We start from the raw sequence: 26,436 nt of genomic DNA on the forward strand, positions 1-26,436 counted from the left end.
CCGGAGCCTCGCCGCTTCACCGTTCAGCGGAAAGGAGGGCTGTAAAGAAGCCCGCCATTGCTCCAGAGCGAATTCAGGCCGCGCGCCAGCTTGATCGGGCTGCCGTCCCCGAGATTGCGCTCATAGAGCTCGCCATAATTGCCCGTCGCGGCGATCACTTTGGCGGCCCAATCCTGTTCAAGGCCGAGCATCTTCCCGAACTCCCCGGTCTTGCCGAGCATGCGCTGCACTTCCGGGTTCGTCGATGTCTTCGCGAGGTCGGTGACGTTGGCCTTGGTGACGCCGAACTCTTCCGCCGCGATGATGATGTTCAAGGTCCAGGCGACGATGTCGCGGAAACGCGAATCGTCCTGGCGGACCGTTGGCCCAAGCGGCTCCTTCGAGAACACGTCCGGCAGGATAACCCAATCGTCCGGGTTCTTCATGGCGGTGCGACTTGCCGCAAGACCACCGCGCTCGTTGGAGTAGGCATCGCAACGGCCGGCTTCGAGGTTCTGCTGGTTCTGCTCGCGCGTCGATCCGGTGATCGCTGTGAATTTGAGGTTGTTCGCGCGAAAATAGTCCGCGAGATTCAGCTCGGAGGTCGTTCCGGCCGAGACGCAGACCGAGGCTCCGTTCAGATCCTTGCCGCTCTTGGCGCCCAACTTCTTGGCGACCATGAAACCTTGGCCGTCATACATATAAACGCCGGCCCAATCGAGGTTCAGCGACGTGTCGCGCGAATAGCTCCAGGTTGCGGTCCGCGCCAGGATATCGGCCGCGCCTGACTGGAGCGTGGTGAAGGCGACCCTGAATTCGAGCGGGACGAATTTGACCTTGGTCGCATCGCCGAGCACCGCCGCAGCCAGTCCGCGACAGAATTCAACCTCCATGCCCTTCCAGTTGCCCTGATTGTCGAGCGTCGACATCCCCGTCGAAACCCCTGTCGAGACGCCGCAAAGTATTTCGCCGCGGGCCTTGATAGCCTTGACCGTATCCCCATCGGCAGCGTCGGCGCTGTGACTGGCTGCACTGGCCAAAGCCAGTACAGCCAGACCGATCGTCAGCTTCTTCATCATTGATCCCCTCTGTTGTCCGAGCTGACGGTCTTTCAGGACAGAGAATGCCTGGCCCGCGCCGCCTTTACCCGCGTGAAGTCGATTAGGCTGAGGCAGGCGCAGCGCTCGGCGTGTAGCCGGCACTGAGGACGATCGACTTGATTGCGGCGTAGTCACCAAATCCCTGGACGGTCACCAGCTTGGAGGCGGGATCGGCATTCACCGTCGTCCCCGGCAAAGTGGTCTCGATCGCCTTCTTGATGGTGCCGGCGCAGTGACCGCAGGTCATGTCATCGACCCGGAAACTCACGCCATTATCCAGCGGCTTCACCGCGGTCTCGGTCGTGGAATTGGAATGTTCTTGGCACGAGCACATAGTTGCGGCCCTCCTGTTCAGTTGGCAGTGAACTGAGGCTGCAGCTTTCCACAGTGGTAAGGTCAAGAGCCTTTTTCGTGGCTCGACGCCCTTCGAAATTTCCCCTCTGATCGACGTGAAAGCTCTTGACCTTACCATTATGGGAAGGGGCATATCCGTTGCCATCACAGTTTGGAGAGACGTCATGTCGACTGCAACGATGGCAAGAAGCGCGGGCACGCCCGCTGCCCATCTCGATATTCCTGTGGCCGGAATGACCTGTGCCTCCTGCGTCGGCCGCGTCGAGCGCGCGGTGGCTGCGGTGGAGGGCGTGACATCGGTCGCGATCAACCTTGCTACCGAACGGGCCCGGGTCACGCTGTCGGACACAAAGGTCGATGTTGGCCCGATCGCTGAAGCGATCCGCAATGCGGGTTACGAGCCGGCCGAGAGCACGATCGAACTGAAGATAACCGGTATGACTTGCGCGTCTTGTGTCGGGCGGGTCGAGAAGGCGCTTAAGGCTGTGCCCGGCGTCATGGAGGCCAGCGTGAATCTGGCAACCGAGCGCGCGACAGTGCGCGCGCTGGGGAGCAGTGATCTGAAGGCACCCCTCATAGCCGCTGTCACGGCGGCCGGATACGAAGCCGAGTTGGTTCAGTCCGGGATCGACGCGACCGATCGCGAACAAAAGGCGCGCGAGGACGAACAAGCGAAACTGAAGCGCGCGGTTACGGTTGCTGCGATCGCGACGGCTCCGCTCCTCGTCTTCGAGATGGGCATGCATCTCTCCGAGCCGCTGCACCATTTCCTGGCCGGCCGATTCGGCGAACTCAACGTCAAGCTGGCCTCGTTCGTGCTGGCGAGTTTCGTGCAGTTCGGTCCCGGCTTGCGCTTTCTCCGGAAGGGCTGGCCGGCGCTGCTGCGTGGCGTGCCCGACATGAACTCGCTGGTGATGCTCGGCACCAGCGCCGCCTATCTCTATTCGACGGTCGCAACTTTCGCGCCCAGCTTGCTGCCGGACGGCACGGATTACACCTATTTCGAGGCCGGCGCGGTCATCATCACGCTGATTCTGATGGGGCGCTGGTTCGAGGCCCGCGCCAAGGGGCGGACTAGCGAGGCCATCCGACGGCTGATGTCGTTGCAGGCGAAGTCGGCTCGCATCCTGCGCGACGACGCCGAGATCGACGTCGCGATCGAGCTCGTGGTTCCCGGCGACGTTGTCATTGTGCGGCCAGGCGAACGCATCCCCGTCGATGGCGAGGTGATCGAGGGCGTCTCCTATGTGGACGAGGCGATGATCACCGGCGAGCCAGCCCCGGCACGCAAGGAACAGGGCTCGGGCGTCACCGGCGGCACGATCAATGGCACTGGCGCATTCCGGTTCACGGCGCAGAAGGTCGGCGCCGACACGCTGCTGGCCCAGATCGTCCGCACGGTGGAGGCGGCGCAGGGGGCCAAGCTGCCGATCCAGGCTTTGGTCGACAAGGTGACAATGTGGTTCGTCCCCGCCGTGATCGCGCTGGCGCTCGTCACCTTCGCGGCCTGGCTCGCCTTCGGGCCGAGCCCGGCTCTCTCCTACGCGCTCGTCAACGCGGTCGCCGTTCTGATCATCGCCTGCCCATGTGCCATGGGCCTAGCGACGCCGACCTCGATCATGGTCGGCACCGGCAAGGGCGCCGAGCTCGGCATTCTCTTCCGTCAGGGCGAGGCACTTCAGTCGCTGAAGGATGCGAAGGTCGTGGCGTTGGACAAGACGGGCACCCTGACCAAAGGCAGGCCCGAACTGACCGATATCGCGGTCGCAACCGGCTTCTCTGAGGTTGAGGTGTTGCGTCTGATCGCTTCCGTCGAGACTCGCTCGGAGCATCCGGTCGCCGAAGCGATTGTGGCCGCGGCGCGCCAGCGCGGTCTTGTGCTCGTCGAACCGACGAACTTTGCCGGCGAGCCGGGCTTTGGAGTAAGCGCCACAGTGGAGGGCCGGAAGATCGAGATCGGCGCGGATCGGCTGATGCGCCGCCTGGGACTCGACCTCGCACCCTTCGCCGACGCGTCTGTCCGTCTCGGCGATGCTGGCAAGACACCGCTCTTTGCCGCGATCGATGGCAAGCTTGCCGCCATCGTCGCCGTGGCGGATCCAATCAAGGAAACGACGCCTGAGGCCATTGCGACGCTGCATGCCCTCGGCCTGCGCATCGTCATGATCACCGGTGACAACAGCCGCACGGCGAACGCCATCGCCAAGCGGCTCGGCATCGACGAAGTCGTCGCCGAGGTGCTGCCGACAGGCAAGGCCGAGGTCGTCAAATCCTTGCAGGCCGGCGGCGCGAAGATCGCCTTCGTCGGCGACGGCATCAACGATGCGCCTGCGCTGGCCCAGGCCGATGTCGGCATCGCGATTGGCACCGGCACCGACATCGCGATCGAGAGCGCCGACGTCGTGCTGATGTCGGGCGACCTCAACGGCGTAGCCAAGGCCATCGCGCTCTCTCAGGCGACGATCACCAACATCCGGCAGAACCTGGTCTGGGCCTTCGGCTACAATGTCGTGCTCATTCCGGTCGCGGCCGGCGCCCTCTATCCGACCTTCGGCATCCTGATGTCGCCGATGTTCGCAGGCCTCGCCATGGCGCTCTCAAGCGTCAGCGTGCTTACCAACGCCCTGCGGCTAAAACGCTTCGGCGGGTCAGTCCCAAAGACTCAGGAACCGCACTTGCGGCCGCGACTCGCCGCTGCTGAATGAACCGAAGCTCCGACTGCAAGGAAAGATTCCATGAACATCGGACAAGCCGCCACCGCATCAGGCGTAACCGCCAAGATGATCCGCTACTATGAGAGCATCGGGCTGATCGAGGCGCCCGTGCGTACCGAGTCCGGCTACCGCGTCTATGCGGGCGATGACATCCACGCCTTGCGCTTCATCAAGCGGGCGCGGACGCTGGGGTTTTCGATCGACGAGGCGCGCGAATTGCTGGCCCTCTGGCGCGACAAGAGCCGGGCCAGTTCCGACGTGAAGACGCTCGCCATGAAGCACGTCCGGGATCTCGAGACGAAGATCGCCGAGCTTCAGGCCATGTCGCGAACCCTCAGGCATTTGGCCCAGACTTGTCATGGCGACGAGCGCCCGGATTGTCCCATCCTCGCCGACTTGGCCGACCCCACTGTGGCGCTCAATTCAGCCACCAGAAGCCTGACCCGCAAGGAGCAGCATGATTCCGAATGCACCTGCGACGACGTGGAGGCATCAGCCGGTGCGCAGCACTGAAGCGACTGGCCGATGCCCGATTCGCAAATGAACCAGCCTCTCGACATCGACGCCTTGCGTGCCGATACGCCGGGCGCCGCCCACCGTGCTCACTTCAATAATGCAGGGGCTGCGCTGATGCCTTTGCCGGTCATTGCCGCAATGAAGCAGCATCTCGATCGCGAGGCGATGCTAGGCGGCTATGAGGCCGCGGAAGCCGAGGTCGACGCCATCTCGGGGGTCTACGGCTCCGTAGCTCGCCTGATCAACGCCGATATCGACGAGATCGCCTTGACCGAGAACGCTACCGTCGCCTGGCAGATGGCGTTCTACGCGCAGAGCTTCAGACCAGGCGACCGCATCCTGACAGCGCGGGCGGAGTATGCGGCCAACTACGTGGCCTTCCTTCAAGTCGCGCGGCGTACCGGCGCAACGATCGAGGTCGTCCCGGACGACGAGACCGGGGCCTTGGATCCAGCCGCCCTCGACGCCATGATCGACGAGCGCGTCAAGCTGATCGCCATCACCTGGATCCCGACCAATGGCGGACTGATCAACCCCGCCGCGGCCATCGGCAAGATCGCTCGCCGGCACGGCATCGTCTATCTCCTCGACGCTTGCCAGGCGGTCGGCCAGATCTTGATCGATGTCGCGGAGATTGGCTGCGATATGCTGACGGCGACTGGCCGCAAGTTCCTGCGCGGACCTCGCGGCACCGGCTTTCTTTATGTCCGGCGCGCGCTCCTCGATCAGCTCGAACCAGCCATGATCGACCATTTCGGCGCGCCTTGGGTCGAGCCAGATCGCTATGCGCTGCGGCCCGACGCGCGCCGCTTTGAGACCTGGGAGAAGAACTACGCTTCGAGGCTCGGGCTGGGAGCAGCTATCGATTATGCGCTCGCGCTCGGACTAGAGCAGATCGAGGCTCGCTGCCGGCTGCTCGCCGACCGCATCCGAACCGAACTCGGCGCCATCCCGCGCTTGACGCTTCACGATCTCGGCCGGGATCGGGCGGCAATCGTCAGCTTTTCCATCGACGGCTACGCGGCCGAGGCCGTTCGAGCCGCGCTGACGGCCAAAGGGATTAGCGTCAGCGTCTCCAAGCCCAGCAGCACGCTCCTCGATGCAAGCCTTCGCGATCTTCCGGTCATCGTCCGCGCCTCGCCGCACTACTACAATTCAGATGACGAGCTAGACCGGTTTTTTGAGGCCGTTTGCGAACTGGAGCGTTAGTCAAGACTTATGGCTGAAGACCTTGGGGCGGCTTCAGGATGGGGTTCGTTGAAGCGCTCGACGAGAACTCTCCGCCCCTAAACGTGGCGCGAATCAGGGCCGCGCAGATGTTACTGCGTCTACGGTTGCGACACCGTGCGGTGCTCGTGCTGCTTACGCCACCCGCGCCGGGTCATGCCCCGCGGCTTGTACACCGACAGCGCCACGGGCACGAGCAACACCAGCAGGCCGCCAGTGGCGTGGATCACGAGAGATTTTCTCGCCCCGCTGAGATCGGCACTGGACAATGTCGTCACTGCCGCAACGCCTGCCAGGTAGCTGATTTGCTCCATCTGCAGCAGCAAGACGATAGTGACAATGACGGTGGCCAAGAGTTTCACCAGAACCCAATAGTGCCGCAACAAGCCCCATGTGGTGCCCAGCGACTGCACAAGACCGGTGAGCAGCGAGGCGAAGACCAACGGGACAATGACAAATCTGGTAGTCAACTCCATCGCGAGATAGGCGGCACGCGCCATCTGCGCATCTTCACTGTTCAGGCCGGCGACGGCGAGAGCCAGGAAGCCAGCGACCGCGCCGAGCAAGCCGACCGAAAAAGTGACATGCGCGGTGAGTGCGAACTTACGGAGGCCGGGTGCCATGATCATGGCCGTTGCACGCGGGGTTCTGCGATGCTGGAGGGTGATATGTGGCGACCGGGGCCGTGGCGACTGGGGCCGCCGCTGGCGAATATCAGGATGGCGACAAGCAGCAGCAGGACACCGCCGATGATCCCGGACACCTTCACCCAGCGTGGTGCGCCGGGGTAACGAGGCGGGTCGGCCATGTGCATCTCCTCGATCGCGTGTTGAGAGGGTTCTGATGGCGGCGATAATTTATCGAGACATGATGTCTATATCAAGTCGCCATGTCTCGTATCTCGACATCAACGTCACGTCGCGTATATTGGGTTGATGCCGAAGCTGTGGAACGAGACGATCGAGACGCACCGCCGCGCGGTGCGCGACGCGACCCTAGACATCACTGCAGCCCTGGTGACCGAGCGCGGGCTGCGGGCGGTGACGATGTCGCAGATTGCAGAGAAGACCGGCATCGGACGTGCGACGCTGTACAAGTACTTCTCAGATGTCGAAGCGATTCTGATCGCCTGGCACGAACGTCAGGTCTCCGGCCATCTCAAACATCTCGCCGCAATCCGGGATCAAGCTGGCGACGCTGTCGAGCGACTTGAGGCTGTGCTTGAGGCCTACGCGCTCATTTGCCACGAGCACCACGGTACCGAACTCGCGGCAAGCCTGCATCGTGGCGAGCACGTCGCCCGCGCACAACAGCATCTCAGCGACTTTATCCGAGATCTGGTGTCAGAGGGCGCCGAGAAGGGCGATCTCCGGGATGATGTCGCACCCGCCGAACTCGCGAGCTATTGCTTCCACGCCCTCACAGCAGCCAGCAGCCTGCCGTCCAAGGCCGCGGTCGGCCGATTAGTCACAGTCACTCTCGCCGGGTTGCGCCCCACACGCTGACTCGTTCTGATGCCGCTAGCTAGAGCCTGAGGCGCTCCTCCTTCACTCCGTGGGTGGTCTGGACTGCCGCGGGCGGCGTCTAGGGCGTGTGTCTTGTTCCTCGACGTTCCAGATCTCCGCGAGCGCCTTCTTCGTTCCATGGGCGCGCCGATTTCGGCAGCGTGCCGAGCATGTCAGCGATCTTGCGGAATAAGCGGTGCTGCTCCGTGGCCTGCGGAAGTTCCTCGCGGCTAGTCAAATGCGACGCTTCTGGCTCTACGCTTTGCTGCATCACCAACGGCCGCGGCGCCGGTTCCAAGCGTAGAGAAGATTGGCGAAGCGGTCATAAACGAAGCGTGTTATGGGTCGGACGACCGAGTTGCCCGCCCATGCTGCAAGCCAGCCTTCACCCGGCGTTCGGCGCCAGACTTCAATGACGACATCGGCGCCGACGAGCAGTCGACCGTTATCGGTCGCATGAAGGCGTCGACGCACATCTTCGAGCGTCGCGCCATATTTTGCGAGTGTTTCCGGCTCCAGATTGACGTCACGAAATTCGATGTCTCCGGCTTTCGCCGCGTCGAGAAGCTTGTTCCGCTGACGGCCAATTCCGGCGTCGCAGACAGGACAGCGCGTGTTGTACCAAACCACGAGACTCATGGTCGGCCCTCGCCTATCCCGGGAGCGTCAGCTCGCGGCTTCTTCTGTTCAAAGGCACCCCGCCGCGCAGTCCCTCGGCCAAACAGCATTCCCTGTAAGATTCTGTCTCGGAACACGAGGGCCTGCACGAGAACCGCGCCCACATGAGCGACGACAAGACCAAGGAAGATCCATACGAGGCTGTAGTGAACCAAGGCGAAGCTGCGCGGCGAAATCGGCGGGTACCTAGGAGCGATCGGCATCGAAATTGAGCCAAAGAGAAGCGCCGGACGCATCAAAGGGCTCGGCCTGTAAGCAAGCCAGCCCGTGACGACCAGGGTTAGAATAAGCAAATAAAGACAGGCGTGGACGACCGATCCGATCATCCTCACGGTGGGCGCCAACGGTCGGACAGCCGCGTTCTCGAAGGCACGCCATGAAATCCGAATGAGAACGATCGCAAGAATCGCCAATCCCAACGACATGTGAACCGGGAGCCATCGCACCGTGGTCGTTCCCGGCCCGCTAAGCACCGTGAAGGCGAGCGCTACCTGGATGACGGCGAGGCTCGCGGTCAGCCAATGAAGCAGTCGGACGACAAGGCTCCAACGGTGTTTCACATCCAGGTTGTCGTTCATAGGTATGGTTGGCCCTTCGGGGACGAGCCGGCCGCAAGGGCTAATGGAACTGACGAGCTGACGGTTCTTCCGTACGGTGGCTGCCGCCAAATTCCAAAGGGGCGTGTTCGGTCTACAGAAGTAGCGCCATGTCCAAATGGCCTGTCGCCGCTCTTCGAGACCGATGATATTCGGACCCGCTGATCGATGGATGTCTTCTCGGATGTCTTTCCTGACACCTTGTATCTCTCGGGAGCGCTATTAGTTTTTAGATGTTGCTCAACGTGCCATCAAGCTCGTTGCTTTTCGACCGACGCTGAAGTTGCGATCCGCCTCCAGAATAGGCCATTGTTTCGAGCTGGTCATCCTTTCGCCAAGCCCACGACAGATGGGACGCCGATTATGGGAGGAAGCCATGAACTCTGCCCGATTTGCCGCCGTTCTAGTCGGTTGCTCACTCACTATCGCCACTTCGGTTGGACCAACTCAAGCCCACCCGGCCGGCACCTCGCTAAGCGCCGGCGAGGTCGCGCTTGCGATCAAGGGCAAGATATGCACGACGAAGACTGGAGCAAAATTCTCATTCAGCATGGATGGGAGCTATATTTACGACGGCCTGTGGCAAAGCAGCGGAATCTATAGCATAGATTCCGACACTATAATCGTAACGTTTGCCAGTGGACTTAGACGTTCCTTCGTGATCTCGATCAGAGATGGCGTTTACTATATGGAACAAACCGCTCTATCATGCGACGCGGGAAGCTGAACGCAACGCACTTTCTCTGGTGCGAACGCTTTGAGCGGCTATCGACCGAAACGACGGCTTTCGGCGCCTGCAAAGGTTGACCAAAACCGCCCCATGCTTGCACTCGCCGGCGGATTTTGTGAGCCGTTGGGCCACGCAGCCGATACGCCTACCCTTGCGCTCATCAATGCTTGGTCCCATGCTCGCCATAGGCGGCGGGCGTGGTGCTGCCGTAGCCGCGCAGGGCGTCATATGCGCTGATCTGCTCCGGCGAGAGCAGTGCTGCCGTCTCGATATGCGCCTCCAAGTGGATCGCCCGCAGCGTACCCTGTCTTGCGCCGATCCGCGCCGTCAGGTCGTGCAAATGGGCCGAGTCGATCCCGCGCCGGGCGAAGGCCGTATCGAGATCGCGCTCCAGGTCCAGGATCTCAGCCCCGAGCGCCTTCGCCTTCGCGCTCATCCGCGACCTGGAGGCTTCCACCCCCCTGCGCTGTTCGGCCGAGAGCTTCATCTCCTGCGCCAGTTCGAGCGCATGGATCGGGCCGGGATAGCGGTTAAGTTCAGCCGCCTTCGCCAAACCCATCCCGCGCGCTTGAACGAGGTCGTCGACCTCCTTCGCCGATAGAGCCTTGATCTCGCGGCTCTGCTCGCCGGCATAGGGGCTCGCGGTCTGTGCCAAGGCTACGGCAGGCACCGTGAAAGAGCCGAGCAGCAATGCGACGCAGGAGTGTTTGGTCATGGCAATCTCCTTTTTTAGCGTTATGGCGCGGCAAGAAGGCAGCTGACATGATTGCGATCATGTCAGCGTGATGCTGCCCACCCTGCGCCGAATCGCTCCCTCGGAATCGAGTTGCGCCAGCGCCCGATAGAATGCCTCTGGCGTCAGGCCGATTGCCGCGGCGACATCCTTGCGACCCGATCGGCATGACGCGCTCGAGGTTTTTCGCGCCCATCATCATTTTCCCTCTTGAACCTGAAGTGGCTAGAGATCGCATCTAGGCGGTCTGGAAGCGCCCGCAAGCGGAAAGACCATGAAAATGACCTCTGAAGCCGAGCCCACGACCCTGAGCTGGAAGGTCGGCGGGATGGACTGCGCGAATTGCGCGGCGACCATCCGCGGCGCCGTCGAGCGCCTGCCGGGCGTCAGCGACGTCAAGCTGTCGGTGATGAGCGAGACGATGACGCTGGCGCTCGACGAGAACCAGACCACCCGTGATGCGATCGAGAAGCGGGTCTCCAGTATGGGCTACAGCACGACGCCTATCGTCCCGAAGGCTGCCCCCCTCCGGAAGCCTGCCGAGACAACGGATGAAAGCTGCGGTTGCTGCGGACATGATCACGGCGGTCATGCACGTCACCCCGGAGGCAAGGGGCAAGCTCACGACGACAACAACACGTCCTCGGCCGATGCCGGGCGTGACGCTCACGACCACGGCAGCCATGATGCTGCACTCCCCGGTGTCATAAACCGCGAACAAGGCGCCGACGCCGGCCATGGCGTACCCGGCCACGTCCATGAAACGACGCCCGACGGCGTGTCGTGGTATCAGACCGGCAAGGGTAGGCTGGTGTTGACTACCGGCATCTGCCTTGCTGCAGCCTGGGCTTCGAGCCTCGTCTGGCCGGCCGCCGCTCACTGGGCCTTCATCCTCGCTTGCCTGATCGGCATCATCCCGGTGGCGCGCAAGGCTTACGCCGCGGTCCGGGCCGGAATGCCCTTCACCATCGAGATGCTGATGACGATCGCCGCCACGGGCGCGCTTTTCATCGGAGCAGCCGAGGAGGCGGCGCTGGTTGTCTTCCTCTTCGCCGTCGGCGAGGTGCTCGAGGGCGTGGCCGCCGACCGGGCGCGGGCCTCCATCCGCGCGCTCGGCGATCTCGTCCCAAAGACGGCGATCATCGAGGAGAACGGCACGCCGCGCACGATCGATGCCGCCGCCCTGTCGATTGGCCAGACCGTGCTGGTGCGCCCCGGCGATCGCATTCCCGCCGACGGCGAGATCACGGATGGCATCTCCGGAATCGACGAGAGTCCCGTCACCGGCGAGTCGGTGCCGAAGACTAAGGGCGTCGGCGATCCGGTCTTTGCCGGCTCCGTCAACAGTGAGGCGGCGCTGCGTGTGCGTGTCACGAAGGCAGCTGAAGATAACACGATCGCGCGCATTATCAGGCTGGTCGAGGAAGCGCAGGAGGCGCGCGCGCCGACCGAGCGCTTCATCGATCGCTTCTCGCGTATCTACATGCCGGCCGTCGTCGGCTTGGCCGTGCTGGTCGCGCTCGTCCCGCCGCTGATGCTCGGTGGCGAGTGGATGGTCTGGACCTATCGTGCCCTCGCGCTGCTGCTGATCGGCTGTCCCTGCGCGCTGGTCATCTCGGTGCCGGCCGCGATCGCTGCGTCGCTTTCGACGGGCGCCCGCCAGGGCTTGCTGATGAAGGGCGGCGTCGTCATCGAAGCCGCCGCGAAGACCGGCCTCGTCGCCTTCGACAAGACGGGAACGCTGACGCAAGGGCGTCCGCGCGTCACCGAAATCGTGTCGCTGGGTCGTGCCGCACGCGATGTCGTCGAACTTGCAGCGTCCGTCGAGACCGGTTCGAGCCATCCGCTGGCGCTGGCGATCATCGAGCGCGCCAAGGCGCATATGATCCCCGTCCGCAATGCGGGCGACGCCAAGGCCATTGCAGGTCAGGGCGTCACCGGCACGCTGAACGGCGTGCCGATCTTCGTCGGCGCCCCTCGGCATGCCATCTCTCGGGCCACCTTCGATGATCAGGCCAAGGCCGCGATCAAGCAGTTGGAGAGCGCCGGGAAGACGGTCGCAGCGGTCATCGCCGACGGTACGTTGGCCGGGCTGATCGCAATGCGCGACGAGCCGCGAGAGGACGCCGCCGCCGGCATCGCCGAACTGAAGGCGCTCGGCATCCGGTCACTCATGCTGACCGGCGACAACGTGCGCACCGGCGCAGCCATAGCCGGCTCTCTCGGCATGGAGCACAAGGCCGAACTGATGCCCGACGACAAGGTCGCGGCGATCAAGGCGCTCTCTGCCGATGCCTCCGTCATGATGGTGGGTGACGGCATCAACGATGCGCCGGCGCTCGCAGCCGCTAGCATCGGCGTGGCGATGGGCTCGGGCACCGACGTCGCGCTGGAGACCGCCGATGCGGCCATCCTGAAGAGCCGCGTCCGGGACGTTGCCGCGATGATCCGGTTGGCTCGGGCGACCATGAGCAACATCCGGGTCAACATCGCCATCGCGCTCGGGCTCAAGGCGGTGTTCCTGGTGACCACGGTGTTCGGTTACACCGGGCTCTGGGTCGCGATTCTGGCCGACACCGGCGCGACCGTCATCGTGACAGCCAACGCGCTGCGGCTGCTTCGCTTCAACGCCGGCCGCGCGGCCTAGCAGAGCAGCGCGCCATGTCGGGCATGGAGATCGCGAGTTACCTGATGACTGTGGTCTACGTCATCAGTTTCCTGGCCCTGTCAGCCATTCTCGCCAGGGAAGCGGGACGGCCGATCTGGCTCTTCGACAAGGGGCGCGAGCGGCAGGCGCTGCCTGCAACGCTGTTCCGCCTCGCCTTCGCCGGAGCGGTGATCTGGCCACTCGCGCTGTCATTGGCCGGCAATCCGATCCAGGCGGACCCGCTCTCGAGCGCCCTGGACGGCCATTGGCTCGATGCCCTCGGTCATCTTTTCGTTGTGGTTGGCGCCTGCCTCGCGATCCTGTCCCAGCGCCAGATGGGCGTGTCCTGGCGCATCGGCGCGGCCGACGGCGAACTCGGGCCGATCGTCGATACCGGGCCGTTTGCGTTCTCGCGCAACCCGGTCTTCGTCGGGCAGGCCATGCTCTTCGTCGGGCTGTTCATTGTCCTGCCCAGCCTGATTCAGGCCGCGCTGACTCTCGCGCTGCTCGTCGCCATTGTCCTCCAGGTGCGCATCGAGGAGCGCGTGCTCGATGCGACCCTCGGTCAGCCCTACCGTGATTATAAAATGCGCGTTCGGCGCTGGTTTGGCACCCGCAGCATCCCGGAGAGCCCGTTGGCATGACCATCCAGAAGCGATTGGGAGAAGCCCTGGCCTGGGCGCTTGCTGCTGCAGCGCTGGACCAAGTCTCGAAATGGGTCATCCTGACCTATGTCATGGCGCCGTCGCGCGTGATCGAGATCGCTCCGTTCCTGAATCTTCGCCTCGGCTTCAACTATGGCGTCAGCTTCGGCCTGTTCCGGGATACGCTGGAGGCGTGGCCGGACCTGCTGGCTGCCTTCAAGCTCGTGGTCGCACTCGCGCTCCTGATCTGGGCGTCGCGGTCTTCGCTGAGATCTGAGCGGGTCGGGCTCGGCCTGATCGCGGGCGGCGCGCTTGGCAACGCACAGGACCGCTGGCGCCAAGGCGCTGTCACGGACTTTATCGACCTGCACTGGACCGGGTGGCACTGGCCAACCTTCAACGGCGCCGACATCGCCATCTCGGCAGGCGTTGGGCTTATCCTCTGGGCCAGCTTGCGGCCGCAGCCGAGACAATCCGTTGATTTAAACGCTTGAAGCGGGATTGGCGGACCGGCGGCCTAAAGATACGTTAGAACTGTTCGTATGTCTGGATCCTGAAGCGGAGTTTGTGCCGTGCTTAGATTTGGCGATCTGGCGAGCATCTGCGTCTTAAGTGCTTCCGCGATCGGGGCCATCCTGCTTCTAGGACCGGCGCCCGCGCTTGCCGAACAGCCCGCGCAGCAGGTCGTCAAGCAGGCCCGCCAGGGTAGCAAGCCATCTGTCCGGCAACAAGAACGGGTCGGTAAACAGTACTTCATCGAGTTCCGAGCACGCTATGCCTTGAGTTATGGGCACACGTTCCTCGTTCATGGTCGCCTGAACGCGAACGGCGAAGTCGGTCAGGTCACGAGTGAGCAGGTTGCCGGCTTGCACCCCGCTGGTGATGGACCGCAGTTGTGGTCTCTCGGGCATGTCATGTTCGTGCCGGCTGAAACGGGTGCCAGTGATGGCGATACGGAGGATCAATACATCTCTGCACGATTTCGTGTCGTGCTGAACGAGCAGACGTATCGCCGATACGCTGCTCACATTAGAAAGAAGCAAAACACATCCACGATGTGGCATGCAGTTCTGTACAATTGTAATACCTGGATTGGAGAGATTGCTAATTACATGGGTTTGGATGCCCCTAGTAACAATCTTCTCTATCCGGCCGATTTCATCAACACCATGCGCACCATGAACTCGAAAAAAGCTCCTGAAATGGATGCGCCCGCTAGCTTGATTCGAGATTGAAGACTTCCTTGGGTCGATAGCCCGACGCGAAACGTCAATGAAATCTGAATCTTAGGCAGACAATTTGGTGGCGCGATTTCGCGCGTATTCAACGCACCTAGCCTAGCAATGCTCTCGACAAGGAGAGCGTCATGAAACGGCTGGGCGTCGTCACCACTTTTGTTCTGGGATTGGCCACCGGGGTCTTGAGCACCCCGGTCTCGGCATCGGGCACAACCGACCTCGCTCATTTGCACGCCGGGGAACCCTCACGGACGCCGATCGGCTGGTCGCAGTTCTGCGCCGACAATCCGGGCGACTGTCGGACCCCGCGCTCCGCTGCAACGGTCATGCGTCTCGACGACAAGGCCTGGAGTGAACTCCTGACCGTCAACCTCAAGTTCAACCGGGCCATCGAACCCATCACTGACCAGGACCAGTTCGGCGTCGTCGAGAACTGGAGCTACGCGACGACCGGCAAGGGCGACTGCGAGGACTATGTCCTGGAGAAGCGCCGCGAGCTGGTCCGCCGCGGCTGGCCGATCTCCGCCCTCTTGATCACGGTCGTGATCGACAAGGAAGGCGGCGGCCACGCCGTTCTCACCGTCGTTACCGATCGCGGCGAGTTTGTCCTGGACAATCAGACCGACAAGGTTCTGCCGTGGTCCAAGTCCGGCTTGACCTTCATCCGACGGCAATCGCCGGAGAACCAGAACGTCTGGCAGGATCTCGGTCGCTTTCTCGGCCGCCCCGATGTCGTGACGGCTGCGCTGAAGGCGTCTCGCTAGGAGCGCCGGGCGCGATCAGCGCGCGGCAAGGAGGGGAGCGAGTACCCTGTCGAACTCCTCGATCGTCAAGGCTCCGGTCTTCTTTTCGCCGTTGATGAAAAAGGTGGGCGTCGAGTTGACGCCGAACTCCTTGGAGGCACGCTCCTGGGTCTTCTTGACGCCCTGGAACAGGTCCTCGCGCTGAAGGCAGGCCTCAACCCTCTCCTGGCTGAAACCCGCCTGTTTCATCGTCTGGGTGAGGGCGTCGAGCGGCTTCTGCGAATGCGCCCAGCCTTCCTGCGTTCTGTAGAGCATATCGACGACGGCGTACCACTTGTCCTCGTCGGCACAGCGCGCCAGCATGAAGCCCGCGGCCGATAGCGGGTCGAGCGGGAATTCGCGCGCGATGAAGCAGACCTTGCCCGTGTCGACATACTTGGTCTTGAAGGCCGGCCAGGTCTTGGTGTGGAAATTCATACAGTGGTGACAGGTGAGCGAGGCGTACTCGATCACAGTCACGGGCGCCGTTGGAGACCCGAAGGTTTTCTCCGGCAGTGGGCCGGGCTCCATCAGCTTGGTTACGGGTATAGTTTGGGCGGCAGCCGAGCGTCCGGCCAAAATGGCGGCAATGAATCCACTAGACAGATGAAGCAGCGAGCGGCGTGCGATCATGGAATCCTCCCTCGATCGCGCTGATCGCACCTGAAGCCACTTTAGGTTCAAGCGCTTTTTTCCTGCCCATGACAGTTACATGTTGACGGGCACGGCGCGCGATTGCGACACGCACTCTTCGTGTCAACCGTCCGTCATAGATATCACTAAAGTCTTGCTGCCTCATGCATCGGAGCAACTGAGAGCCGCCTGTCAACTGACACCTGCATCCCATATCTCAGCCTTAAGGTTCGCCATGACCGATCGCGTTGATGCCGAAGTTGACGCCCCTACCAAGAGCGGTTCCGTCTCGGAGGTATTCAAGGTCTTTTTGAAGCTCGGCCTGACCTCGTTCGGTGGCCCAATCGCCCATCTCGGCTACTATCGCGATGAGTTGGTCACTAGGCGTCGCTGGATCGACGAGACCGGCTATGCCGATCTCGTAGCCCTCTGTCAGTTCCTGCCCGGCCCCGCTTCGAGCCAGGTCGGATTCTCCCTCGGCGTGCTGCGCGCCGGCGGCCTGTGGGGTGGGCTCGCAGCCTGGATTGGCTTCACCCTGCCGTCGGCGCTGATCCTGATTGCCTTCGCACTGAGCGCCTGGGTCTTCACGGGACCGGCCGCGCTGGGCTTCCTGCACGGACTGAAACTGGTCGCGGTCGCAATCGTCGCCCAAGCGATATGGGGGATGGCGAAGAATCTGACGCCGGATCGCCCCCGCGCTGCGATCGCGTTGGCAGCCATCACGATCGAAGCTTTTATCGGCGGTTCACAAGGCCAGATTGGAGCGATCTTACTAGGCGCGTTAGCCGGCCTCTTGCTCTGCCGCGGCAAGGCCCCCCGCATGACCGGCCAACTCCACTTCCCCGTGTCGCGACGTGGTGGCATGGTGGCGCTTGGACTATTCGCCGCCCTGTTCGCGCTGCCGTCAGTGCTCTCGACAATCACCGGCCAACAGGGACTGGCGTTGTTCGACGCGTTTTACCGCTCCGGCGCGCTCGTCTTCGGAGGGGGGCATGTCGTGCTGCCACTCCTCCAGTCCGAAGTCGTAGCAACGGGTTGGGTCGACAAGGACGCGTTTCTGGCTGGGTACGGCATGGCCCAGGCGGTGCCGGGCCCACTCTTTACGTTCGCGGCCTATCTCGGAGCGATAATGGGGCCGCCGCCCAGCGGTCTGTCCGGCGCAACGATCGCACTCGTCGCCGTCTTCCTGCCGGGCTTGCTGCTGGTCTACGGCATGCTCCCGTTCTGGGACACTTTGCGGAGGCTGCCTACAGCGCAGGCGGCGATGCGAGGCACCAACGCGGCGGTCGTCGGCATCTTGGCGGCGGCGCTCTACAATCCGGTCTGGACAGGCGCGGTCCTGACCTCGCAGGATTTCGCGGTGGCGCTCGCAGGCTTCCTACTACTGACCGTCTGGTCGGTCGCGCCATGGATCGTCGTTGTGCTGCTAGCGGCCGCCGGGATGGGGCTCAGACTGATTTGAGACGCTGGCCTGCTCGCCGGGCCTCGCGGCAGCCGCTATAGCGTCCTGATGGACGCCCTCACGCTTTTCGGCCTCGTCGCAGTGACGCTCATGCTCGTAACCTACGCCTGCGAGGAGCGTAGCCGCTGGTTTGTCCTCGGCTTCGCCATCGCCTGCGCGCTGGGTTCCCTCTACGGCTTCCTGCAGGGCGCGTGGCCCTTCGGCGTCGTCGAGGCGATCTGGTCGATCGTAGCGCTACGTCGCTGGCTGAGTCGGTGCGCGAGTGCTGATGGAAATCCGAAAATTCCTGCTTGAAGCTCAGGTGGCATGAGGTTGTAGAGACCCGTTAACCACCCTCGTTCACGCTCCATCAGCCTCATTCCCGCAAAAGTTCTCGTATGCCCTTTCATGCTCTCTTCTCGATCCTGCGCCTTTCCCTCGCGCTCGTGCTCGGGGCGTTCGCGCTATCCGGCTGCATCGTGGCGGAGGGCGACGATCGCCATCTTCAGCCACTTCCGGCCAGGCTGGTCTCTCAGATGTCCGCCAAGGGGATGAGCCAGAGCGATCCGATCCTCGTGCGCATTTTCAAGAAGGAGAGCGAACTCGAGGTCTGGAAGCGCGACCGGAGCGGGCATTACGCGCTGCTGAAGACCTATCCGATGTGCAGGTGGTCAGGCCAGCTCGGCCCGAAGAAGCGCGAGGGCGACAGACAGGCGCCCGAAGGCTTCTACACGGTGACAGCCGACCTGATGAATCCGCGCTCGCAGTTCTACCTGTCCTTCAATCTCGGCTATCCCAACCCGCTGGAGCGGTCGCAGGGATACTCCGGCTCGGCGCTGATGGTCCATGGCGCCTGCACCTCTGCCGGCTGCTTCGCCATGACCGACGAGGGCGTCACGGAGATCTACGGCTTGGCGCGCGAGGCCTTTGCCGGGGGGCAGCGCAGCTTTCAGGTGCAGGCTCTGCCGTTCCGGATGACGCCCGAAAACATGGCGCGTCACCGCAACAACCCGAATTTCGCCTTCTGGCAGAATCTGAAGGAAGGCGTGGACCACTTCGATGCGACCAAGCAGCCGCCCAGGCTCGCCGCATGCGGACGGCGCTACGTCTTCAACGCCCGAGACGGCTCAAGCCCCCTGGTTCCGGGCGCAGCTTGCCCGCCGTACGAGATCGACCCTGAGGTGCAGCCGCTCGTCTCTCAGAAGCAGGAGCGCGATCAGGCGCGCTTCGCGGAGCTCGTCGGATCGGGCGCGGCGGCGATGAGCTACGCCCACCTCGATGGCGGCATGCACAAGAGCTTCCGCGCGATGCTGAAGAATCTCGGTCCCGAGCGGATGCAGCCGATGGTCGCCGGCAAGGTCGAAATCAGTCGGCCCGAAGCAGCCTTGGCAGACCCCTTCGAGGGTGATGATGGCCTCGGGCGGGCGGACACAACCGGGTCGCTCGCCAAACGCTAAGGCGGGCTTTTCGAGCCACGCGTACGCGCGAGGCAACGATGTCATACCCGAGATGGATTCCGTCACGATGAACCAACGACCCAACCTGCAGCTATCGAGCAGCTCCGATCGGCCTTTGCTTGCCCGCGACAGGGGAACAAGACGCCGCAACCTGATCGTGCTCGTCATGTTGTCGGCGTTCGTGGCATTCGCCTTCGCGCTCAGCTTCTCTCATGTGTCGCGAGAAGTCGGTGGCTCCAGCCGTAAACTCTGACCCTCGGATAAAGGCGTCCGCGATCTGACACCTGAGGGCTCTTAAGCAGGCGGCCTACGGCCTCCTACCCCGGCGCGGCTTTTTCCTGATCGTCCGCCCGTAGAGCACGAGACGATGCCCTGTGAGCTCGAAGCCCAGTTCCCGCGCAACGGCAGCCTGCAGCCTTTCGATCTCGTCGGACCTGAATTCCACGACGGCGCCGGTCTCGATGTCGATCAGGTGGTCGTGATGGACACTCGACGCCGGTTCGATCTGCGCGCGCCCACCGGCGAAGCTGTGACGTTCGACGAGGCCTTTGGCGGTAAAAACCTTGAGCGTTCTGTAGACGGTCGACAGCGAGATCCCCGGATCGATGGCGGCGACGCGCCGATGGATCTCCGGAACATCAGGATGGTCGTCAGCCCTGGCGATCACGTCGGCAATGATCCGGCGCGGACCTGTGATGCGCTGCCCTGCCTCGCGGCAATGTTCGATCAGTGAGTCTGCTGCTGACGACATCCGCTTCCTCCGTGACAGCATAATAATGCTAATGGTTCGCAAATGCATTGACAAAATGGCGCCCCCATCCGAAACTTGTTTTTGCAAACCAGTTGCAAGTGACGGAACGTGAGATGCTCGAAGGGATCAGGGCCGCCGAGAGTGGCTGGCGAAAGTCGCGCGGCGAGCCATCCCTGCTAGACGTCTTCCGCAGCATCGAGGTCAAGCCTGGCGCTACGTCCTGGCGCAAGTTTCTCGCGTTCTTCGGTCCAGGCTACCTGGTCGCCGTCGGCTATATGGACCCCGGCAACTGGGCGACATCGCTCGCCGGTGGGGCGCAGTTCGGCTACACGCTGCTCGTCGTCGCCCTCGTCTCCAACATCATGGCGATCATCCTCCAGGCGCTGTGCGCCAGGCTCGCCGTGGCCACGGGACGAGACCTGGCTCAGGCCTGTCGTGATGCGTATCCCCGGGCCGTCGCCTGGCCGCTCTGGCTATTGGCAGAACTCGCGATCTGCGCCACGGACCTGGCCGAAGTCATCGGCACCGCGATCGCGCTCAACCTGCTCTTCGGCATGCCGCTCGAAATCGGCGTCGTCGTCACGGCACTCGATGTCTTCGTGATCCTCTGGCTCCAGAACAAGGGCTTCCGCTGGATCGAAGCCTTCATCATCACGCTTCTCGGCGTGATCGCAATCTGCTTCGGTGTCCAGATCGCTCTGGCGGATCCCGACTGGGGACAGGTCGTGCGCGGCTTCGCGCCGACGACCCAGATCGTCACCAACCCGCAGATGCTGTACCTCGCGCTCGGCATCATCGGCGCGACCGTGATGCCCCATAACCTCTACCTGCATTCGGGCATCGTCCAGACGCGGGCCTACGGAACAACACTGCCGGAAAAGCGCGACGCTCTAAAATGGGCGACCGTGGACTCCACCGTCGCTTTGATGTTCGCGCTCCTGGTCAATGCATCGATCCTGATCCTGGCGGCGGCGACCTTCCACAAGACAGGCCAGACCGAGGTCTCCGAGCTTGGGCGTGCCCATGAGCTGCTCGCGCCGCTTCTGGGACTCTCTATCGCGCCGACCCTGTTCGCGATCGCGCTGCTCTGCTGCGGCCTGAACTCGACGGTCACGGCGACGATGGCGGGCCAGATCGTCATGGAGGGCTTCCTCGACATCAAGCTGCCGGCCTGGGTGCGTCGCCTCGTCACCCGCCTCGTCGCGATCATACCGGCCATCCTGGTGACATGGCTGTACGGGGCGGGCGAGACCGGCAAGCTCCTGATCCTGAGCCAGGTCATCCTGGGTCTCCAGCTTCCCTTCGCGATCGTGCCGCTGGTCATGTTCACGGCATCCAGGAGCAAGATGGGCGGGATGGTCGCACCGAGATGGCTGACCGCCGTCGCCACCCTGATCGCGGCAATCATCATCGTGCTGAACATCAAGCTCCTCTTCGACCTGGCCACAGGCTGATCGGACGGCACGCAATGTCGCATTGCGAGGACTGCCAGCCCTCGCTATGCCAGCGGCGTGGTTGATCGCTCACCCAGAACCCTCATCACACGGGCGCTGCTTGCGCTGACGTTCGCCTATGTCCTGATTCTGCAGGGGCTGTTCGCCAACGCCGCCGCCAGCGCGCAGATCGCCCGCGCCATTGACGCGACGGGCATCGCGCGCACTCTGTGTTCGGGCGCGCTGGTACCGGGCGAGGCAGTCCCGGACGACAATGGTCACCACGGCGCGGCGCAGTCGTCCTGTTGCACCTGGGGCGCAGCTGCCGCACTTGACCCAGTGGATCCGCCCAGCGCCGCGGCCGTACCCTTTGCTTATCGTGCTCGGACAAGCTGTACCGTCGAGTTCGGGCAGGTGAACCAGCCCGCGATCCTGTTCCGCGTCGCCACGACACAGGGTTCCCGAGCGCCACCCGACCTCGCAGCGTGACCCGAGCGCCGGCCCGAGCCGGCACCGTTACGTTTTCGAGGATCAATCCATGACGCGATTCATAACCGGCGCCCTCGGCGTCGCTCTGTCCCTTGCCGCCTACGCTGCTATTCCAGCCCGCGCGCACGACTATGCCGTAGGCCCGTTAAAGATCGGCCATCCTTGGACCAGGGCGACGCCGCCGGCAGCGAAAGTCGGCGGAGGCTATCTCAGCATCGAGAATACCGGCTCGACGCCCGACCGGCTGGTCGGAGGTTCGACCGAAGCGGCGGCCCGCGTTGAAATCCATGAGGGCAGTCTCAGCGACGGCATCATGCGGATGCGTGAGAAGGCGGACGGTATCGTTGTCCCTGCGGGTGAAAAGGTAGAATTCAAGCCGAGCGGCCTGCACATGATGCTCGTCGACCTGAAGAGCCCGTTGAAGCAGGGTGACAAGATCAAGGCGACGCTGGTGTTCGAGCGAGCAGGGTCTGTGGCCGTCGAATTCCAAGTCCAGGGCGTTGGCGCGCCTCAGCCGGCGCCTGCCGGCCACTCCGGCCATTAGGCGCGCCATGTCCGCCCTCAAATGGATCCGCTACGGCGCCTGGGCCGGAGTCGTTCTCTTCGTCCTCATCGGCGCTGCTCTCACGCTTGGGTGGTGGCAGGTTGATGGCCCAGGCCGGCCGGCGTCAGATCGCGCGGCCATGCAAGGCGTGCCTGCGATCGGTGGGCCGTTCACGCTTGTTGACCAGACGGGCAGGACGGTCACCGACGGCGATTTTCGCGGCAAGCCGATGGCGGTGTTCTTCGGCTTCACGCACTGCCCCGAGGTCTGCCCGACCACCCTGTTGCAACTGACCAACCTGACAAGGCAGATCGGCGCCGAAGCCGACCGCCTGCAGATCCTCTTGATCACGGTCGATCCCGAGCGCGATACGCCGGAACAGCTCGCGCTTTACCTCCAGTCCTTCGATCCGCGGGTGGTCGGCTTGACCGGCTCTCGCGTGCAGGTCGATGCCGCCCTTGCCGCCTACAAGGCCTATGCGAAGAAGATCTCGACCGAGAACGGCTACACCATGGACCATTCGGCCTCGGTCTATCTGATGAAGGCCGATGGCAGCCTCCGGACGATGATCGACTACCACGAGGAGGAGGCCTCCGCTCTGGAGAAGGTCCGGATGGTGCTCCGATGAGCTCCGGTCGCCGCCGGCTTGTCATCGCCGCGATGTTGGCGGCGATCCTGATAGGCGCGGCGTCAGGCATTCTCATCGCCACGCGACGAGGCCAGCCGGCAGCGCCGACCCTGGCCGGGCTGACGATCGAGACCGCTGACGGACTTCGGCTGTCAGGTGAGACTTTTCGTGGCCGCTTCGTCCTGCTCAACGTCTGGGCGACCTGGTGTCCACCCTGCGTGAAGGAAATGCCGTCGCTTGACCGACTTCAGGCGTTGAAGGGCGATAGCGGGTTCGAGGTGGTGGCGTTGTCGATCGATCGCCAAGGGCTGGAGGTCGTGCAGCCGTTCTTTCAGAGGACAGGCCTTACCCGCCTGGCGATCTATCTCGATCGCGAGGCCAGGAGCATGTCGGCGCTGAAGATCACCGGACTGCCCACGACTTTGCTCGTCGATCCGTCGGGCCGCGAAATCGCGCGTTGGACGGGCGCGCGGGAGTGGGACCAACCAGCGACGGCGGCGGAAATCGACGAGCACATCGCCAAGTCTCGGGCGACGACGCCATGACCAGCGTCAACGCACGCCGGGGTGGTCAACAGAACGCGAGGGCGTCGTGTCGCGATTGCTCGCTCCCGACCGCCTGGGCTATTCTCGGGTCATGACGTCGACTGGCACATTACGGGATTTGGGGCGCGGCCTTTTGGCCGCCGCCTGCGGCCTCGTGCTGATGTTCCAGTTGATGGCAAGCGCGCTGGCCGGAAGCTCCCATCTTGCCGTCAAGTTCGACGCGGGAGAGATCGCCCTCATCGAGATATGCGGCACCGCACCGGATTCGAAGCGTGACCGAACGGCCCATGTCGAGGGCATCAATACCTGCTGCGTCTGGGCAAAATCGGTCGCCTTGGCGCCGCTGACACCCCTTGGCTCGGTTTCTCTGATCGCCGAACGTGCCGAACCGGCTACGACGATCTTCGTCCTGGTCGCGGAGGCATCGCTCTCGTCCCGTCCGCAGGGGTCCCCGCAGGCCACCGGTCCACCGCACCGAAGCTGAAGGGCGAGCCTTCCTTGCGGCGTGCGGCATCCTTGCGCGCAAGTCCTCCATTCCACATCCGCCGACGCCGGCCGTGAGCGTGGACGCAGCCGATACGGGCCTGCGCTCTATGACCTTTCGCTTTTGAGGCCCGAGATTGATCGGACCAGCGCCCAGAGTCAGACAGCTAGCGCTGTCGGCGTTCGCCTTGGCGACGCTGGCCGCAGCCGTCGCCTACGTCGTTGTCGCCAAGACGACGCCGCACTCAGCGAATGTCGATGCGCTCGTGTCCCAACGGCTTGACGGCAGTGCCTCCGACCTCGGCAGCCTTCGCGGGCAGGCCGTTCTTCTGACCATCTGGGCGACATGGTGCTGGTCCTGTCGCGAGGAGTTGCCGGCGCTGGCGCGTCTCCATCGTGACTTGGGCGGACGGCCTCCAGCCGTGGTCGCGCTCTCCGTCGACCGCGATGGCGCCGAAGTCGTCGAGCCGCTCCTGGAGCAGTTAAACGTCAAGGACCTGCCGGTCTTCCTCGATCGGACGGGTGCGTCTGTTGGTCGGCTGGCGATCTCGGGACTGCCCACCACGATTCTGTTCGGCCCCGACGGCTTCGAAAGGGGGCGATGGTTCGGCGTCAAGGCATGGGACCAGAAGCCCATGATGGACGAGATTGCGGCGCTTCTCGCCGATCGCCCGGGAAGGCAGGAACGCTGATGGAAATCGCCAATATCGGCATCTGGGCGGCGCTCGCGGCCGGTGCGGTCTCGTTCTTGTCGCCCTGCGTCCTGCCGCTGGTCCCGGGTTACGTGTCGTATATCGCCGGAGGCTCGGCTACGGCCCTCGGTCCGGTCTCGCGGGCCTCATCACGATTGAACTCCGTCGTGATGAGCATCTGGTTCGTACTCGGCTTCTCGACGGTCTTCGTCCTGCTCGGGGCAGGCGCCAGCGCACTCAGCCACGTCCTTCTCGCTTATCGCTACGAGTCCGGCATTCTCGGAGGCGCGATCATCCTCATCTTCGGCGTATTCACGACGGGGCTTCTGCGCTTTTCCTGGCTGGAGCGCGAGCTGCGGGTTCAGGCGCCGATCGCCGGTGGTCGGCCGGCCGGCGCCTATCTGCTCGGCCTCGCCTTCGCCTTCGGCTGGACGCCCTGCATAGGGCCCATTCTCGGAGCCATCCTGACGGTCAGCGCGACCTCGCCATCAGCCTCGACCGGCGTCGCGCTGCTGAGCATTTATTCGCTCGGTCTCGCAATCCCCTTCCTGCTGACGGCACTGTTCGCCGACGCCATGACGGCGAGACTGCGCCGTCTGCGCGGCGCGGGACGCGCTCTGCAGATCGTCGCCGGCATCACCATGATCGTGATGGGCCTCGCCATGATGTCGGGCCAGCTCTCGACGCTCGCCTTCTGGCTTCTCGAAACTCTCCCCTTCCTCGCGAAAATCGGATGAAAGGCATCCTTGCCAAATGACCAGAAGCGACAGCGCCGCCAGCGGAAACGACCGCTGGCTCTATCTCTTCATCGCCTGGATCGTCGCGGTCGCGGCAACCCTCGGCGCTCTCTTCATCGGCGAGGTCGTCGGCCAGGCCCCCTGCAGCCTGTGCTGGCATCAGCGCGCCTTCATGTTCCCGCTCGCGGTCCTGCTCGCAGTAGCGAGCTTCCGGGGGGACACGGGTGCGTGGCTTTATGCGCTTCCCCTGGCCATCATCGGCATGGCGATCGCCGGCTTCCACAGCCTCCTCTACGCCGGCTTGATCCCCGAAGGCATCCAGCCCTGCTCGCAAGGCCCCTCCTGCGCCAGTGCCGACATGACGGTCCTGGGCATGATGCCGTTGCCCTACCTGTCTCTTGCGGCCTTCCTCGCGATCGCCGTCGCTCTCATCTGCTCCAGAACAAGGGCCGCGTCATGAACCGCCGTGCCATCGTCGTCCTCACCGGCATCTTCGCCATCGCGATCTTTTCCGGCGCGACCGTCTTCCATCAGAACGAGCAGGCCAAACGGGCGCGCACCATCGCGGCTTCGCGCGCAGAGGCATTGGTCCGCGATCATTCGCCGATCATCGGCCCTGCGAACGCCCCCGTCACGATCGTCGAGTTCTTCGACCCGTCCTGCGAGGCCTGTCGCGCCTTCTATCCTCCGCTCAAGCAGATCCTGGCTCTCTTCCCCAACGACGCGCGGCTCGTCATCCGGTACGCGGCGTTTCACGAGGGATCCGACGAGGCCGTCAAAATCCTCGAAGCGGCGCGGCTTCAGGGCAAGTTCGAGCCCGTCCTCGCGGCGCTGCTGGAGTACCAGCCGGAATGGGCGGATCACGACAAGCCCGACCTCGAAAAGGCATGGACACGCGCAAGAGATGCCGGCCTTGACATCGAATTGGGCAAACGTGACGCAACCCGTCCGGAATTCCAGATGACGCTGGAAAAGGATGGGGCTGACGCGAAAGCGCTTGAGGTGAGCCGAACGCCGACCTTTTTCGTGAACGGCCAACCCCTCACCGAGTTCGGCCCGCGCCCACTCTATGAACTGGTCAAGCGCGAAGTCGAGAAGGCGCGCAAATAGAACCGTTCGTCCCCCTGAGTTCCACGGGCGGACGGTTGCCTGCGGTGATG

General features: G+C 63.5%; 31 protein-coding genes and 1 pseudogene. 23 read left to right on the forward strand and 9 right to left on the reverse strand.

What is annotated here, in order from left to right; all coding sequences use genetic code 11:
• Positions 1-23: 23 nt before the first annotated feature.
• Positions 24-1,055: an amino acid ABC transporter substrate-binding protein gene (locus AC1RMY_RS22685; RefSeq protein ID WP_492868400.1), complete on the reverse strand. Its 1,032-nt coding sequence runs from the start codon at positions 1,053-1,055 to the stop codon at positions 24-26.
• 85 nt (positions 1,056-1,140) lie between these two features.
• Positions 1,141-1,368: a heavy-metal-associated domain-containing protein gene (locus tag AC1RMY_RS22690; protein WP_492868401.1), complete on the reverse strand. Its 228-nt coding sequence runs from the start codon at positions 1,366-1,368 to the stop codon at positions 1,141-1,143.
• Between the two features lie 244 nt (positions 1,369-1,612).
• Between AC1RMY_RS22690 and AC1RMY_RS22695 the strand changes: the two genes are divergently transcribed.
• The 3 genes from AC1RMY_RS22695 to AC1RMY_RS22705 are packed head-to-tail and all read left to right on the forward strand — an operon-like array spanning position 1,613 to position 5,872.
• A complete protein-coding gene (locus AC1RMY_RS22695) occupies positions 1,613-4,138 on the forward strand; it encodes a heavy metal translocating P-type ATPase (RefSeq protein WP_492868523.1) in 2,526 nt (841 codons plus the stop codon).
• 30 nt (positions 4,139-4,168) lie between these two features.
• The gene (gene cueR / locus AC1RMY_RS22700) at positions 4,169-4,660 is read left to right on the forward strand and encodes a Cu(I)-responsive transcriptional regulator (protein WP_492868403.1); all 492 of its coding nucleotides are present in this window, start codon (positions 4,169-4,171) and stop codon (positions 4,658-4,660) included.
• Positions 4,661-4,687: 27 nt separating this feature from the next.
• A complete protein-coding gene (locus AC1RMY_RS22705) occupies positions 4,688-5,872 on the forward strand; it encodes an aminotransferase class V-fold PLP-dependent enzyme (protein ID WP_492868405.1) in 1,185 nt (394 codons plus the stop codon).
• 119 nt (positions 5,873-5,991) lie between these two features.
• On the opposite strand, the gene AC1RMY_RS22710 is transcribed toward AC1RMY_RS22705, so the two are convergent.
• The gene (locus AC1RMY_RS22710) at positions 5,992-6,519 is read right to left on the reverse strand and encodes a hypothetical protein (RefSeq protein ID WP_492868407.1); all 528 of its coding nucleotides are present in this window, start codon (positions 6,517-6,519) and stop codon (positions 5,992-5,994) included.
• Between the two features lie 306 nt (positions 6,520-6,825).
• Between AC1RMY_RS22710 and AC1RMY_RS22715 the strand changes: the two genes are divergently transcribed.
• Positions 6,826-7,395 (forward strand): TetR/AcrR family transcriptional regulator, encoded by a 570-nt coding sequence (locus AC1RMY_RS22715; protein ID WP_492868525.1) that lies wholly within the window; start codon positions 6,826-6,828, stop codon positions 7,393-7,395.
• Between the two features lie 270 nt (positions 7,396-7,665).
• Here the strand turns inward: AC1RMY_RS22715 and AC1RMY_RS22720 are convergent, their stop codons facing one another.
• The 4 genes and pseudogenes from AC1RMY_RS22720 to AC1RMY_RS22735 form a co-directional block, all read right to left on the reverse strand.
• The gene (locus AC1RMY_RS22720) at positions 7,666-8,034 is read right to left on the reverse strand and encodes a thiol-disulfide oxidoreductase DCC family protein (protein ID WP_492868409.1); all 369 of its coding nucleotides are present in this window, start codon (positions 8,032-8,034) and stop codon (positions 7,666-7,668) included.
• The gene (locus AC1RMY_RS22725) at positions 8,031-8,651 is read right to left on the reverse strand and encodes a cytochrome b (protein ID WP_492868411.1); all 621 of its coding nucleotides are present in this window, start codon (positions 8,649-8,651) and stop codon (positions 8,031-8,033) included. The genes AC1RMY_RS22720 and AC1RMY_RS22725 overlap by 4 nt, the downstream gene beginning before the upstream one ends.
• 908 nt (positions 8,652-9,559) lie before the next feature.
• Entirely contained in the window at positions 9,560-10,114 is a 555-nt protein-coding gene (locus AC1RMY_RS22730; protein ID WP_492868413.1) for a periplasmic heavy metal sensor, read from the reverse strand.
• Between the two features lie 57 nt (positions 10,115-10,171).
• A pseudogene (locus AC1RMY_RS22735) lies at positions 10,172-10,279 on the reverse strand (hypothetical protein); the annotation flags it as partial.
• Between the two features lie 127 nt (positions 10,280-10,406).
• Here AC1RMY_RS22735 and AC1RMY_RS22740 point away from each other — a divergent pair.
• From AC1RMY_RS22740 to AC1RMY_RS22760, 5 genes are all read left to right on the forward strand, one after another.
• Positions 10,407-12,779: a heavy metal translocating P-type ATPase gene (locus AC1RMY_RS22740; RefSeq protein WP_492868414.1), complete on the forward strand. Its 2,373-nt coding sequence runs from the start codon at positions 10,407-10,409 to the stop codon at positions 12,777-12,779.
• Between the two features lie 14 nt (positions 12,780-12,793).
• Positions 12,794-13,423, forward strand: coding sequence for a methyltransferase family protein (locus AC1RMY_RS22745; RefSeq protein WP_492868416.1), 630 nt, complete (start codon positions 12,794-12,796; stop codon positions 13,421-13,423).
• On the forward strand, positions 13,420-13,917 hold the full coding sequence (lspA, locus tag AC1RMY_RS22750; protein ID WP_492868417.1) for a signal peptidase II: 498 nt from the start codon (positions 13,420-13,422) through the stop codon (positions 13,915-13,917). The genes AC1RMY_RS22745 and lspA overlap by 4 nt, the downstream gene beginning before the upstream one ends.
• Before the next feature lie 78 nt (positions 13,918-13,995).
• Complete coding sequence (locus tag AC1RMY_RS22755; protein WP_492868419.1) at positions 13,996-14,658, forward strand: hypothetical protein; 663 nt, start codon at positions 13,996-13,998, stop codon at positions 14,656-14,658.
• 131 nt (positions 14,659-14,789) lie between these two features.
• Complete coding sequence (locus AC1RMY_RS22760) at positions 14,790-15,425, forward strand: transglutaminase-like cysteine peptidase (RefSeq protein ID WP_492868421.1); 636 nt, start codon at positions 14,790-14,792, stop codon at positions 15,423-15,425.
• Positions 15,426-15,440: 15 nt separating this feature from the next.
• On the opposite strand, the gene AC1RMY_RS22765 is transcribed toward AC1RMY_RS22760, so the two are convergent.
• Entirely contained in the window at positions 15,441-16,076 is a 636-nt protein-coding gene (locus AC1RMY_RS22765; RefSeq protein WP_492868423.1) for a DsbA family protein, read from the reverse strand.
• Positions 16,077-16,311: 235 nt separating this feature from the next.
• On the opposite strand from AC1RMY_RS22765, the gene chrA reads away from it, so the two are divergent.
• The 4 genes from chrA to AC1RMY_RS22785 all read left to right on the forward strand — a co-directional run bounded on the left by chrA (position 16,312) and on the right by AC1RMY_RS22785 (position 19,227).
• Positions 16,312-17,538, forward strand: a complete 1,227-nt coding sequence (chrA, locus tag AC1RMY_RS22770; RefSeq protein WP_492868527.1) for a chromate efflux transporter — start codon at positions 16,312-16,314, stop codon at positions 17,536-17,538.
• Positions 17,539-17,586: 48 nt separating this feature from the next.
• Positions 17,587-17,832: a hypothetical protein gene (locus AC1RMY_RS22775; RefSeq protein WP_492868425.1), complete on the forward strand. Its 246-nt coding sequence runs from the start codon at positions 17,587-17,589 to the stop codon at positions 17,830-17,832.
• 83 nt (positions 17,833-17,915) lie between these two features.
• Positions 17,916-18,974 (forward strand): L,D-transpeptidase family protein, encoded by a 1,059-nt coding sequence (locus tag AC1RMY_RS22780; RefSeq protein WP_492868427.1) that lies wholly within the window; start codon positions 17,916-17,918, stop codon positions 18,972-18,974.
• Between the two features lie 52 nt (positions 18,975-19,026).
• Positions 19,027-19,227: a hypothetical protein gene (locus tag AC1RMY_RS22785; protein WP_492868429.1), complete on the forward strand. Its 201-nt coding sequence runs from the start codon at positions 19,027-19,029 to the stop codon at positions 19,225-19,227.
• A 54-nt stretch (positions 19,228-19,281) separates the two neighbouring features.
• On the opposite strand, the gene AC1RMY_RS22790 is transcribed toward AC1RMY_RS22785, so the two are convergent.
• A complete protein-coding gene (locus AC1RMY_RS22790) occupies positions 19,282-19,725 on the reverse strand; it encodes a Fur family transcriptional regulator (RefSeq protein WP_492868431.1) in 444 nt (147 codons plus the stop codon).
• Positions 19,726-19,838: 113 nt separating this feature from the next.
• On the opposite strand from AC1RMY_RS22790, the gene AC1RMY_RS22795 reads away from it, so the two are divergent.
• The 10 genes from AC1RMY_RS22795 (at position 19,839) to AC1RMY_RS22840 (ending at position 26,386) form a co-directional block, all read left to right on the forward strand.
• Entirely contained in the window at positions 19,839-21,179 is a 1,341-nt protein-coding gene (locus AC1RMY_RS22795; protein WP_492868433.1) for an Nramp family divalent metal transporter, read from the forward strand.
• A gap of 57 nt (positions 21,180-21,236) precedes the next feature.
• The gene (locus AC1RMY_RS22800; protein WP_492868435.1) at positions 21,237-21,647 is read left to right on the forward strand and encodes a hypothetical protein; all 411 of its coding nucleotides are present in this window, start codon (positions 21,237-21,239) and stop codon (positions 21,645-21,647) included.
• A 49-nt stretch (positions 21,648-21,696) separates the two neighbouring features.
• Positions 21,697-22,191, forward strand: coding sequence for a copper chaperone PCu(A)C (locus AC1RMY_RS22805; RefSeq protein WP_492868437.1), 495 nt, complete (start codon positions 21,697-21,699; stop codon positions 22,189-22,191).
• Positions 22,148-22,819: an SCO family protein gene (locus AC1RMY_RS22810; protein ID WP_492868439.1), complete on the forward strand. Its 672-nt coding sequence runs from the start codon at positions 22,148-22,150 to the stop codon at positions 22,817-22,819. The genes AC1RMY_RS22805 and AC1RMY_RS22810 overlap by 44 nt, the downstream gene beginning before the upstream one ends.
• A gap of 32 nt (positions 22,820-22,851) precedes the next feature.
• Positions 22,852-23,364: a TlpA disulfide reductase family protein gene (locus tag AC1RMY_RS22815; protein WP_492868441.1), complete on the forward strand. Its 513-nt coding sequence runs from the start codon at positions 22,852-22,854 to the stop codon at positions 23,362-23,364.
• A 46-nt stretch (positions 23,365-23,410) separates the two neighbouring features.
• Complete coding sequence (locus AC1RMY_RS22820; RefSeq protein WP_492868443.1) at positions 23,411-23,848, forward strand: hypothetical protein; 438 nt, start codon at positions 23,411-23,413, stop codon at positions 23,846-23,848.
• 187 nt (positions 23,849-24,035) lie between these two features.
• Positions 24,036-24,539, forward strand: coding sequence for a TlpA disulfide reductase family protein (locus AC1RMY_RS22825; RefSeq protein WP_492868445.1), 504 nt, complete (start codon positions 24,036-24,038; stop codon positions 24,537-24,539).
• Complete coding sequence (locus tag AC1RMY_RS22830; RefSeq protein ID WP_492868447.1) at positions 24,539-25,276, forward strand: cytochrome c biogenesis CcdA family protein; 738 nt, start codon at positions 24,539-24,541, stop codon at positions 25,274-25,276. Before AC1RMY_RS22825 ends, AC1RMY_RS22830 begins: the two co-directional genes overlap by 1 nt.
• Positions 25,277-25,292: 16 nt before the next feature.
• A complete protein-coding gene (locus AC1RMY_RS22835; protein ID WP_492868449.1) occupies positions 25,293-25,736 on the forward strand; it encodes a disulfide bond formation protein B in 444 nt (147 codons plus the stop codon).
• A gap of 125 nt (positions 25,737-25,861) precedes the next feature.
• Positions 25,862-26,386, forward strand: coding sequence for a DsbA family protein (locus AC1RMY_RS22840; protein ID WP_492868451.1), 525 nt, complete (start codon positions 25,862-25,864; stop codon positions 26,384-26,386).
• Positions 26,387-26,436: the final 50 nt, after the last annotated feature.

It is taken from the genome of Allobosea sp. GW822-FHT03F07 (assembly GCF_058801345.1).